General features: G+C 48.1%; 11 protein-coding genes. 7 read left to right on the forward strand and 4 right to left on the reverse strand.

Annotation, left to right across the window (positions count from 1 at the left end; genetic code table 11):
• Positions 1 to 115 precede the first annotated feature (115 nt).
• From KIK04_RS08375 to KIK04_RS08405, 7 genes are all read left to right on the forward strand, one after another.
• Positions 116 to 2,359 (forward strand): tetratricopeptide repeat protein, encoded by a 2,244-nt coding sequence (locus KIK04_RS08375; RefSeq protein ID WP_232277812.1) that lies wholly within the window; start codon positions 116 to 118, stop codon positions 2,357 to 2,359.
• Entirely contained in the window at positions 2,319 to 3,890 is a 1,572-nt protein-coding gene (locus tag KIK04_RS08380) for a glycosyltransferase (RefSeq protein ID WP_232277813.1), read from the forward strand. The genes KIK04_RS08375 and KIK04_RS08380 overlap by 41 nt, the downstream gene beginning before the upstream one ends.
• A 46-nt stretch (positions 3,891 to 3,936) precedes the next feature.
• Positions 3,937 to 5,415: a glycosyltransferase gene (locus KIK04_RS08385; protein WP_232277814.1), complete on the forward strand. Its 1,479-nt coding sequence runs from the start codon at positions 3,937 to 3,939 to the stop codon at positions 5,413 to 5,415.
• 134 nt (positions 5,416 to 5,549) lie between these two features.
• Positions 5,550 to 6,017, forward strand: coding sequence for a MarR family winged helix-turn-helix transcriptional regulator (locus tag KIK04_RS08390; protein ID WP_232277815.1), 468 nt, complete (start codon positions 5,550 to 5,552; stop codon positions 6,015 to 6,017).
• A 223-nt stretch (positions 6,018 to 6,240) separates the two neighbouring features.
• Complete coding sequence (locus KIK04_RS08395; protein WP_232277816.1) at positions 6,241 to 6,642, forward strand: DoxX family protein; 402 nt, start codon at positions 6,241 to 6,243, stop codon at positions 6,640 to 6,642.
• Between the two features lie 273 nt (positions 6,643 to 6,915).
• Positions 6,916 to 8,643 (forward strand): phospho-sugar mutase, encoded by a 1,728-nt coding sequence (locus tag KIK04_RS08400; protein WP_232277817.1) that lies wholly within the window; start codon positions 6,916 to 6,918, stop codon positions 8,641 to 8,643.
• A 309-nt stretch (positions 8,644 to 8,952) separates the two neighbouring features.
• Positions 8,953 to 10,032: a M42 family metallopeptidase gene (locus tag KIK04_RS08405; RefSeq protein WP_232277818.1), complete on the forward strand. Its 1,080-nt coding sequence runs from the start codon at positions 8,953 to 8,955 to the stop codon at positions 10,030 to 10,032.
• 166 nt (positions 10,033 to 10,198) lie between these two features.
• Here KIK04_RS08405 and KIK04_RS08410 read toward each other — a convergent pair whose 3' ends face one another.
• The 4 genes from KIK04_RS08410 to KIK04_RS08420 form a co-directional block, all read right to left on the reverse strand.
• Positions 10,199 to 11,002, reverse strand: a complete 804-nt coding sequence (locus KIK04_RS08410; protein ID WP_269671009.1) for a PhzF family phenazine biosynthesis protein — start codon at positions 11,000 to 11,002, stop codon at positions 10,199 to 10,201.
• Positions 11,002 to 11,154 carry a PhzF family phenazine biosynthesis protein gene (locus tag KIK04_RS24185; protein ID WP_269671010.1) on the reverse strand — a complete coding sequence of 51 codons (153 nt, stop codon included), beginning with the start codon at positions 11,152 to 11,154 and terminating at the stop codon, positions 11,002 to 11,004. The genes KIK04_RS08410 and KIK04_RS24185 overlap by 1 nt, the downstream gene beginning before the upstream one ends.
• A gap of 9 nt (positions 11,155 to 11,163) precedes the next feature.
• Positions 11,164 to 11,937, reverse strand: a complete 774-nt coding sequence (locus tag KIK04_RS08415) for an AAA family ATPase (RefSeq protein ID WP_232278657.1) — start codon at positions 11,935 to 11,937, stop codon at positions 11,164 to 11,166.
• A 78-nt stretch (positions 11,938 to 12,015) separates the two neighbouring features.
• A complete protein-coding gene (locus KIK04_RS08420) occupies positions 12,016 to 12,480 on the reverse strand; it encodes a hypothetical protein (RefSeq protein WP_232277819.1) in 465 nt (154 codons plus the stop codon).
• Positions 12,481 to 12,624 lie beyond the last annotated feature (144 nt).

The raw sequence follows: 12,624 nt of genomic DNA on the forward strand, positions 1-12,624 counted from the left end.
CTTCATACAATACAATATAATCAATCGATGCATACGAAGCACATGGATTCCATGTGCTTCTCTGTTTTATTCGACCACTTCTTAACGCTACTACTTATCACTTGGAGGAACGCATATGAACAAGGTGCCCACACTCGGCATACTTATTCTCGCCCGTAACGAAGCGGAACAAATAGGAGCCTGCCTAGCTAGCGTCTCTGGTGCTGACGTTTGTCTTGTAGCCGACACTGGCTCAACAGATGGCACAGCTCAAATCGCACGCGACTGTCAAGCAACCGTTATTCATTTGGCATGGGAAGACCACTTTTCCACAGCTCGAAACAATGCTTTAATGCAACTTCACACAGACTGGGTGCTCGTATTAGATGCAGATGAACGCTGCCTTACATCTATATCCGACATTCGCACGCTTATTTATACGGCGCGGCATGAAGCCTTTACCGTGCAAATAGAAAGTCGCATTCACGATGAAGATGTTTATCTTAGCGTTACTCATCACACCGTACGCTTATTTCGTCGACGTGCCGAATATGAATACCGAGGAATCATTCACGAAGACATCGCCCCCTCCATTATTGAGCACGCAGGCAACGACTCTGTTTCTGCCAGCTTTATACGATTTGCCCATAACGGTCTGTTACCCTCCATCATGCAACGAAAAGATAAGCTAATCCGCAATGCTCGCTTACTCCGAGCTGCCTTGCTACTCAATCAGCATGATCCTTTCATCTTATATGGATTAGGTGTCACCGCCTGTCAACTCCAGCATCCCGATCAAGCCATAGACTGGTTTCAACTAGCCCTGCTACATGCCCCCAAAGATGCCTCCTACCGTTCAACGCTCATTCGTGACACAGCCAAAGCCCATTTTGCAATAGGCGAGCTTTCAGCAGCGGAACAATTCACGATGACAGGTATCGCAGACTACCCCGACTATCCCGACTTGCACTTGCTTCTAGCATCTATTCTGGAACAGCAAGGCCTATTAGTTGAAGCGCTCGCTTCCTGTCAGACCGCATTAAGCGCAGAAGCTAATCAATTTGCCACCGAGACAGGTACGTCAAGCTTTCTCGTACACACGAAAATGGGAGCCCTTTGCTGCGCATTAGGACGATATCAAGAAAGCGCACAACATTACTACACGGCACTGAAGCAGCACCCGCGTTACGAGCCAGCTCTCCACGGCGTTGTAGAAGCATTTTGCGAAAAAGGTATTGTAGAAGAAGAAATTGCATACTTTGTTGAAAATTTATGGGGAAGCGTGCAGCTTCCAGAGGCCGCCCCCTTAATTCGAGTATACCGTCAGGCTGGATTCGCAAGTTCCCTTTCCCGTATCTGTTCTCCGCAGCTGCAACATCCCCAAGCGCTATTTGGCATCGCTTCTGCTTGGATGATGACGAACCGCCATAAAGAAGCCGCCAGTTTGCTGCAATCGTTACTGGAACGACATCTACTGCCTGAGCATGAACGCACCTTATTAGAAGGGTTGCACGCCCTTAGCCTTTGGCAGACAAATATACAAGACCCATTACTGCGCTCACAACCTCATCCAAGCTGGAGTTCGTCCACACAAGCAGCGTGGCATTGGCTCATTGGACAGACTGAACACGTACAGGCACAGACAGAACAACCAAACACGAACGTAGCCTATTCACCAATAGTGACCGAACTTGATCAACAGGAACACCATGCGGGCGAGAACGATAAATCCAACGCTCAACTTGCAGACTCTAATGACAACAGCAGCGACCATGATCAGTCTAAACGTGTGGAACCTCCCATTTCAGAAGCCTTATTCGATACATTGTGTACATGGATACGACTCCTAGAGGAGCATGCAATCGTGCACCCTTTAACATTTTGGGCACGCTTCGGTACGCCGTGGGATGCTCGCTGTATGAAGGCGCTTTTTCACGCGGGTCATACGAACGAAGCAGCCAACTATTTTTTGGCGGCCATGTCTAAGCAGCAACTTGATGCGGAAGGAGCAATTATGCTGGCAGAATTGCTCCTCGAAAAAGGGCATTGGAGCGAAGCCGTCGACTTATTGGAAGGTGCGCAAAAACTCACACAATCCGACGTTGAATCGCAAGGGCATTCCAACAAGCACCTACGAGAACAAGCCATACGGCTGAATTCAATGCTGTCCCTTGCCTACGTCCAGCTCGCCATCCGTCATCTAACAACCGCCATCGAACTGCAACCAGACATTCCCGAATGGAAAAATCACCTTCAGTCCTTGAATCTAGCAGTTTCCCGTGTGAATCAGCTTCCTTGGCGCACAAAGCGTTCAACGATACAAAGGAGGGTTCAGCACCTTGTCCAATCCACTTCTATCGGTCTGTCTCATCGTTCGTGACGAAGAAAAAATGCTACCCGCATGTCTTAATAGCGTTAAACATATCGCCGATGAAATCGTAGTCGTGGACACAGGCTCTGTCGATCACTCGGTGGACATTGCGAAGCAGTACGGGGCTAAAGTGCTGCACCACGTGTGGAAAAATGATTTTGCTGCTGCGCGCAACGTTGGACTAGAGGCTGCGACAGGTAGTTGGATACTCACACTTGATGCTGACGAAACCCTACATTGTGCAGATGCAGGGTTATTACGTGACACGATATTGCAAACAGAAGAGCACGTAGAAGGGCTACTGCTGCAAGTGGAACATGTCGTTTCCAACGATGTGCTCGCCGAGCCTATGAACGTGAATCCGATCTTGCGATTATTTCGCAATCGACCAGCCTACCGCTTCGAAGGCCAGATCCATGAACAAATCGCGGCAGCTATACTGCGCAGCCAGCCACAGGCTGCGCTGACCTTTTCTCGTCTGCGGATACGCCATTATGGCTACTGTCCAGAAATTGTACACGATAAGCGAAAGGTGGATCGCAATGTAACAATGCTGCTCGATATGCTGGAACGAACCCCCCATGATCCGTTCCACTTATTTAATTTGGCGGTAGAGCGAATTCGCGAAGGAGCGCACGAGAAGGCGCTGAACTTATTGCGCGAGGCTCGCCAGCATACACCTGTAACGGCTACTTTTGGCCCGCTCATTATTAAGTATGAAGCGTGGGCTTTAGCCGCACTGGGACGTTATGAAGAAGCGGCCAACGTGTGTACGGAAGGACAACAATGGTATGAGGGCTATACCGACTTATACTTTTCAGAAGCGATTGCGGCAGACGCAGCAGGACTTCGAAGTCGTGCCTTACAAGCCATGCAACGCGCCATTGATATTGGTATACCAGAATCTCACTACCATACCGAAAGCGGCATTGGCACGTATCGTGCCCAGCAACAACTAGCTATATGGGCAGTAGAATCACGATTATGGAATGAGGCATGCACAGCTTATACAGCAGCCCTTCACGCTGACGGTTGTACCGAACCCATTTGGCTTGAAGCCTCTCGTCTATACACCGTATTACGCTGTTCTTGTGTGCAGCATGCAGGAAGTGACACAGGAAATGACACGGGAAATGAGGCGGAAAGTACAACTTTTTTCACAATTAACATCGTGAGTCAAAGCAAACTGGATCAACTGCAACATGCGCTCGATAAATGGACACATTCGCCGCAAGCAGAACGCCGTAGATCGGCTTGGCCTCCATCTAATAGTAGTTCTGCATACAAGTCGCTAACCGATTCATTAACCTATATGCAAGCGGCAGAACGTACACTTATCCGGTTGCAACAGCTATCTCCCATACTTAACAACGCAGCAATTGCAAGTCGACTGTCTATTCCACTACTCCCGCTTGGCCTTGTGGTTCGCAGTGAGATTCACAATAAGACTCATACCGATAGAGGTAGCAAAGTTAATATAGAAGCTCATAGCGAGAGCGAAACGGACAACAGGGCTGAAAAAAATGTATACAGCACCTAACACCTCCCTACCGTTCGGCGCATCTTCCTATCCCATCTCACTTTGCATGATTGTGCGTGATGAGCAGCATGTCTTGGCCCGCTGTTTGCAAGCAGCATCTTCTGTCGTAAGCGAAATCATTATTGTCGACACAGGCTCTGTCGATGACACCCTTCATATCGCAGCCAAATACGGCGCACTCGTTCATCATCATGCCTGGGCAGATGACTTTGCAACTGCGCGTAATCTAAGTATCGAAATGGCTACGCAGCCTTGGATTCTTGTATTAGACGCCGACGAAGTGCTCGACTTCGACAGTTGGCAGCCTCAACTGCTGTTGCCACTGCTAGCTGATGAACAAGCATTTGGCTATTACGTTACTTGCGCGCATTTGAGCGAACCATGGTTCACAGATAAGGAGCGCCCAGCCACTATCGCCACGGATATGGTGTGTCGTCTCTTTCGCAATGACAAGCGAATTCGTTTTCAAGGACGAATTCACGAGGAAGCCGCTACAGCGGTTGCTGCCATCGCACCGCATGCATTAGGTTGGTCACAGTTGTGCATTTGGCACGACGGATATACCGATATAGAAATTAAACGCAAACGGAAATCGGAGCGCAATTTCCGGCTCATTCAGTTGATGCTCATAGAAGAAGCTGCTAATCCTGTATGGCCGTATGCCTACGGGACGGAGCATTTTCAGTTGCAGCAATATGATCAGGCCTTGCCTTGGCTGCTGCAAGCCATTGAAATGATTTGTGCCGAGCCTGAACCACACCCAGGCTATGCTTCGGATATATGGTTAAAAACGGTGTATGCCATGCAGGCTTCAGGCCGCAGTGATACGGCGTTGCAATTAGCCAATCAGGCACTCACCTATTACCCCGATTATCCGGATTTACTTGAATTGAACGCTTCATTGTTGCTTGGCAAGCAGCAATACGCGGAAGCCCGTACAGCGGCACTAAACGCTGTGCAATATGAAGCTACATCGCAGCACTATCAGCGCTACACGTCAACCGCAGGTGCGGGCAAATGGCGCTCCTATTGGTTAGCAGGATATGCGTCAGAACATTTGCACGATTATGCGACTGCTTATCAGTGCTATAAACGCGCATGCCACACTTTTCCGTTCACACTCGGACAGTTAGCATTAACGTGTGCATCCTGCTGGATGGCATGCTGCATTACCCGACATCCGGCTTCAGCACATAGAGCCGAAGTGCCTGAAATTGAAGCGGAATTCAACAAACTGAAACAGATTATTCATGTATTAGAATCTGCTGTAGATCAGAATAAAACTTCACCTAGCTGCCAAAAAATAAAGACAGATTCAGATCCAACACTTGAAGCAATCACTCGAAAGCTCTCAAGCGAGCTTCACATGACCGAACACGAACGCCACTTTCTATTGGGCACTTGCTATACGACATTAGCTAAGCGACAGATGCGGTTGCTTAATCAACCTTGTTTCTCACCGCCTGACAACAAAAATACAAAGGTCGGACAATGGGTACTCCCTTTTTTATTGCGCACCCTCTAAATCCTCCTCACCCTTGTTCTCGTTATAACTCGACAACAATTACGCCCCCTTTTTCTTGACAATGTGATTTCGACCTGATATATTTGTCTCAAGTTCAAGATATTATTGTTCGAGAATAACAGGGTGGTGAGCTTATGACTGATACAAGCCGATTAGAGAACTTTTCTCCTGAAATACAAGAGTCATTAAAACTTTTCGTCGTCTTGACCCGTGCATCAAGAGCCATTATGGATGCTGCACAGCAAGACATTAAACGCTATGGACTAAACTCTTCCGAATTTGCTGTACTGGAGCTTCTGTACCATAAAGGTGCAACGCCCATTCAACAAATTGGCGGAAAAATATTGTTGGCCAGCGGCACGATGACGTATGTCGTCGACAAATTGGTGAATAAACAATTAATAGCCCGCGTCTCTTGCCAAAAAGACCGACGTGTTATATATGCAGAATTGACAGCCGAAGGCGAAGAGCTTATGCAGCGTATTTTCCCGCAGCACGCTGAAGCGCTTCACGAGGCGATGAGCAATCTTGCAGCAGAAGATCGGGCAGAACTGACACGCATGCTCAAGCAGTTAGGTCGTAGTGAATCAACGTCATTGTAGCTTTAAGGTGTGAGTCCAGTTGTGTGGCTCTAGATTGGTTAGATTGATAAATCTAACTTGTCTGTTCTACCTTGGTAGTTCAAGCCTTATTGTTCCGCTTGGTAGTTCTGCTCAGTAGCCCTATCGCAAAGATATGGGCTCCTATTTTTGTTATATATCTCGAATTAGAGAATATCAATATAGAAGTATTAAAATTCAAAATCATTTTAAGGAGTGTTTACACATGTGGGCAGATTACGGTTTATTACTAATTCGTGCTGTTATTGGATTGACGATGATTGGTCATGGTGCGCAAAAATTGTTCGGTTGGTTCGGCGGATACGGGTTGCAAGGAACGGGTGGCTGGATGGAGTCGATCGGGCTACGTCCAGGCGTTCAAATGGCCCTTTTGGCAGGTTTAACGGAGTTAACAGGAGGCTTGCTCTTCGGGCTAGGCATGTTTACTTGGATCGGTGCTTTGCTAATTGTAGGTACGATGCTTATGGCTATTGTTAAAGTTCACGGACCGAACGGCTATTGGGTGACACAAAATGGTTTCGAGTATAACCTGATGCTGCTCGTCACTGTAATCGGGGTCGCTCTCATAGGTGCAGGTGCATTCTCAATAGATGCGCTGATGTCCTAAGTGTGTAATGCCCTAAATTAAAAAAGTAAGCCAGAAAATAAGGTTGCCCCTAAAGTTCGCTAGATGCGAGCTTTAGGGGCAACCTATTTTTTACTTTTTGTACGTGCAGTCATATCGGACAAGAGTGTACGTAAATATGAAATGAACAGCCCCTTGCTACGTGCGCATCCATGAAAGCGAACAGCATTTAGGGCATGCATCGCCAGTCTATTTCCAGTACAATAGGTAAATAAACGAAAACAAGCAACAACCGAAGCCGGAGGAGGACAAAAGATGGAAACAGCACTTCGTGCTAAACAATTGTATGAAACATGGTTGAACGATCCACTCGTGGATGAGCAGACTAAGCTGGAACTAAGCCATATTGCGGACCAAGAGCGTGACATTGTGGACCGCTTCTATAAAGAATTGGAGTTCGGTACAGGCGGCCTGCGCGGTGTTATCGGTGCCGGTAGCAACCGAATGAACGTATATACGGTCGGCAAGGCTACACAAGGCTTGGCTCAATTTTTAAAGCAAACGGCAACTGCACCGTCTGTTGCCATTGCTTACGATTCTCGCCACTTCTCGCCTGAATTTGCGTTGGAAGCGGCGCTTGTACTCGCAGGTAACGGCGTCAAGGCCTACGTATTCGAGAATTTACGTCCGACACCAGAGCTATCTTTCGCGGTGCGTCGCTTGCAAGCGACCGCGGGCATTGTCGTAACCGCCAGCCACAATCCGCCAGAATATAATGGCTACAAAGTATACGGCAGTGACGGCGGCCAAATCACGCCGGACACAGCCGCGCGCGTCATCGGAGAAATTCGTGCGATCTCATCGTTCGCAAGCATTCGCAAGTTGACACGCGAAGAAGCAGAGGCACAAGGGCTGCTCGTCTGGCTCGGCGCTGAAATAGACGACGCGTACATTGATGCGCTAGCCGCAGTAAGCCAGAACGCTGACGTTGTACGTGCTACGAGCGACTCGTTCCGCGTGCTGTTCACGCCGCTGCACGGCACTGGGAATATTCCAGTACGCCGTATATTGGAGCGTGTCGGATTCCAGCAAGTACGCGTAGTAGCTGAACAAGAGTTGCCTGACGCTAATTTTTCAACTGTAAAATCCCCGAATCCAGAGGAACGCGAAGCGTTTACGATCGCGATCGAACAGGCACAAGCGTGGGAAGCAGATATTATTATGGGAACCGATCCTGACGCCGACCGCATGGGCGCTGTGGTGAAAGATGCTAACGGAGAATACGTCGTACTGTCAGGTAACCAAGCAGGTGCTCTGATGGTTCATTACTTACTTAACGCGATGAAATTAAAAGGTACACTACCTGCTAACGGCGCGGTCATTAAAACGATCGTAACGAGTGAACTCGGCGCCGCGATTGCAGAGTCGTTCGGCATGAAGGTGCTGAATACACTAACAGGCTTTAAATACATTGGGGAAGTCATGACCCAATTTGACGAGACAGGTGAGCATACGTTCCTCTTCGGCTACGAGGAGAGCTATGGTTATTTGGCGGGCAACTACGCACGCGATAAAGATGCCATTATTGCAGCCATGCTCATTTGTGAAGCTGGGGCATACTACAAAGCACAGGGCAAGACATTATATGAGGTGCTGCAAGAGTTGTACACGCAACATGGCTACTACTTGGAAGGTTTGCAATCCCGTACCCTGAAAGGTGTTGAAGGGGTCGCGATTATTGGTAGCATTATGGACGAGTGGCGTAAACATGCACCAGCGATTGCTGGCGGCGAGCGCATTACGTTAGCAGAAGATTACGCACTAGGACTGCACGGCTATCCGAAAGAAAACGTGCTGAAGTTCTATCTGGCGGATGGAAGCTGGTTCTGCTTGCGCCCATCGGGCACAGAACCCAAAATCAAAATGTACTTCGCGGTCAAGGGAGACTCCAGCGCAGATGCTCAAGCTCGCTTGCAGCGCTTGACAGATGATGTGATGGCTCGTATCGACGATTTCATTCACACTGCACAAGGAACGAAATAGCAGATCCATTGTCCGCATTAAGAGGGTAACAAATGAGGGGGTACATCTTACATCCTCAGACCTCCGCCACACAACAATAAAACTTGGGTGCGCCAACATGGAGAGGGGGTGTCTCGCTGTCATTTTCACTGACTGTGAGACATCCCCCTTATACATCAGCCCGTTCCGCATCTTAACAATAAGCGCTTGCTTTTGGAGCATAGGGCGATTCATACTATAACTTAGTTAGTATCATCAACAACTATCATCAACAACACAGCAGCGGGGTTCCGAATTCCCGCGCGTGCTTTCGTGGAAGGAGCAATTTAAATGCAACAAGAGACACTGGACTTATTTCGCATGTTAACTGAATTCCCGGCAGCACCAGGCTTTGAGCGCGAACTGCGCGCAGTTGTCAAAAATGAATTGTCCAAGTATACGGACGAGTTTGTGCAGGATGCGCTTGGCGGTATTTTTGGCGTCGTTCGTGGCGACGAGCAAGGCCCGCGCGTCATGGTTGCCGGTCATTTAGACGAAGTTGGCTTTATGACGACGCAAATTACTGCAAACGGCATGATTAAATTCCAACCCCTCGGTGGCTGGTGGGGTCAAGTTGTTCTCGCACAGCAGGTAGAGATCGTAACCCCTAATGGGCGCATTCCTGGGGTAGTTGGCTCGATCCCGAAGCACTTGCTTGATGAAGCAACGGCTAACAAACCAGTCGACGTCAAGCATATGTATATTGATGTTGGCGCCGATAGCCGTGAGGAGATTGAACGCGCAGGCATTCGTCCAGGGCAGCAAATTGTACCCGTATGCCCATTTACACCGCTGTTGAATCCGAAAAAGATTATGGCGAAGGCATGGGATAATCGTTATGGTGTAGGACTAGCTATCGAGTTGATGAAGCAATTGCACCTCGAGCAAGCGAAGCTACCTAACGTGCTTTATTGCGGCGCGACCGTGCAAGAGGAGTTGGGCTTGCGTGGTGCGCGGACGGCTGCTAACTTGATTCAGCCGGACATCTTCTACGCGCTGGATTGCAGCGCAGCTAACGACATGATGGGCGACGCTAATGCATATGGTCAGCTCGGCAAAGGTGCGCTGCTGCGCATTTACGACCCGGGCATGCTGACACATCGCGGCTTAGTCGAATTCGTGCAGGATATCGCGGACACGCATCGTATCCCGTATCAATACTTCGTGTCGCCAGGAAACACAGACGCGAGCCAAGTACACTTGAGCGGCAAAGGTGTACCTTCGACTGTTATCGGTGTATGCGGACGGTATATTCATACGCCAGCTTCCATCGTGCATACAGACGACATCGATGCTGCTAAGGAGCTGCTCGTGCAGCTTGTTAAGCATACCGATCGCACGACGTACAACACGATTGTGGAGCGCGCTTAACCGAAACTGCAATCGCAATCGCATTAAGGGTAATGAAAATTACGCCATTATTAATCATCGATTATTGATGCTTAACTAGCAAATCGTTACAACGTATAGAGGCGTGCATCCCCCACCCTACCACAGCAAACAGCGGGTAGTTCGGGAAGTTGCACGCCTCTTATTTTTAATCCAAATACAATTCACCTTTACCAACTGGAACAACCTTACCACCAATATGTACGGACATACGCCCTTCACTCTTTGCAGCACGCAGCGCAATAACAGACGGTCGCCCCATCTCATAACCTTGCTCAACCTCAATGTCTATCTCCTCTGTCTCACTTTCGTCACTGCCGAAATACTGATGCTGAACGAGATACGCAGCTAACGCACCGTTCGCACTTCCTGTCGCCGCATCTTCGTCGCTGCCATAGTAAGGCCCAAAATTACGCGTGTTAAGCTGGTGGCCCTGCTCATATGGCTCTGGACAAAATAAATGAAGCTGCTTCGCTTCTGTGCGTGCAATGAGTTTATTATATTTTTCTAGATTCACGTTACACGCTTTAATCGCAGCTAAACTTTTTATAGGAACAATAAGTGCAGCTAACCCCGTAGACACTTCTTGAATGGGAAAGCGCTCGTCAATAAGAGAAACATCAATACGTAACACATCCGCCAACTCTTGTGGAGCGAACGTTGATCCGAACGTAGGCTCTCCTTGCTCCATCCATACGACCAGTGACGGAGCTTGTGTAAATTCAACCTCGATTTGACCCACCTGCAAAGACAGTGTGAGCGCATCCACGGACCTTATGCCTTGCTGCAATAATTGCTCACGAATGATGTAAGCCGTCCCTATGGTCGGATGCCCAGCAAATGGAACCTCTTCGGTAGGCGTAAAAATACGAACGGAATACGGATGTGACATATGTTCATCCCCCTCGCGCCCCTCATGCCCGCTCCATGCATGAGCATCCACACTGGACATTAAAAAGTCGTCTCCGCGTAGCCGATCTCCTTCGTAATGTTAAGCATTTCTGCACTTGTGAGCTGATCTCCATCTTCAAACACAGCCAATTGATTTCCAGCAAATCTACGCTCTGCAAAAACGTCTACGATGTAGTAAGAAACGGTTCTCATCTTTCTCCCCTAGCCCCCATTTTCACGTTCTTCTTCGGTAAGCAACTGCCTCAGCATTCCCTGTCTATCGTTCATAAAGCTCTTTGTGATGACATAATGGTCCGTCTCTTCAAGCTCAACTTGCCGTAGTCCGTCTTCGTTCAGCTGCCATATTTCCGCCCCTGGATATGACATCAATATCGGCGAGTGCGTCGCAACGATGAATTGTGATTGCTGCTGAACAAGCTCATGCATGCGCACGAGCAAAGACATTTGCCGCAGTGGGGACAAGGCCGCTTCGGGCTCGTCCATAAAATAAATACCGTGACCGCCAAAGCGATATATAAAAGCAGAAAAAAAGGACTCCCCATGCGATTGCTCATGCAAGGACTTACCACCATACGACATTTTAATGGGCCTCCCTGCCGATCCCTCTTCATCAAGCTTATCAATGTAAGAAGCTACATTATAATAACTTTCTGCGCGCATAAAAAAACCGTCCTTCGGACGTTTAATTCCCCGTGATAAATGAAGAAACTGATGCAAGGGCGAATGCGTGCTGCGCGTCTCGAACGAAAAGTTCAACGTCCCGCCTTCAGGATTAAAGCCCCACGCCACGGCCATCCCCTCTAGCAGCGTTGATTTTCCGGTACCGTTCTCACCAACAATAAACGTTACTGGCGCACGAAACGTCAGCTCGGTGAGCGGACGCACCGCAGCAAGATTGAATGGATATTGCTCAAACGACGGAACCGCATCCCGCTTCAATGTTAGATTACGTAAATATAATTGATTTTGCTCCATCATATATGCTCCTACTACTTATGTTTAGGTTCGTAAATCCCTTAAGGGGTGATTGAGAAAGTGTCCACCCCTCCTTTTTTAAACACTACGGAACATATCCCAATATTCCAGCCATGCCAACAAGGCAACATACGATACCGCTGCAACTGCTGACAGGTTTCGTTCCATTGTATTCAACTGTACCCAACCACTAGCCAATTTAATACAAAATAACACAATGAGCAAAGCAATAAAATAAGACACCAAGGTCAGAACCTGTCGCAGCAGAAAAATCCCTGTATTCATGATTGAAAAAAAAGTCTGATATTCACCAAAAATAGTGGTAAAGGATATTCCTGCTATGAGTAATAGTCCGAAAAGACTCGTCATCGTGATATAAGCTACCATTTTACTTTTTTGCTTCAGGTACATGCATGTTCCTGCGATGATCGTCGTGGTAAATAAAGCGGATAACAGCAAAATCCAACCTAATTGCAACATCGTTTGTCCGTACCACGGAATAGAGCGGCTCATCATAAACGCGATGAATTCCATACTTCCCATTTTAAGTCTCCCCTATATATTTCTCTACATCTCCTATACATAATTTCATTATATCGCTGCCTTTTGTCCACAAAGAACGACCGAAGGTCTAATCTGCTCCCAGACTTTTGGCTAGTAGCGTGTATGCCTGTTGTGTGAACAATC

This window comes from Paenibacillus sp. 481 (assembly GCF_021223605.1).
GTDB lineage: Bacteria > Bacillota > Bacilli > Paenibacillales > Paenibacillaceae > Paenibacillus_B.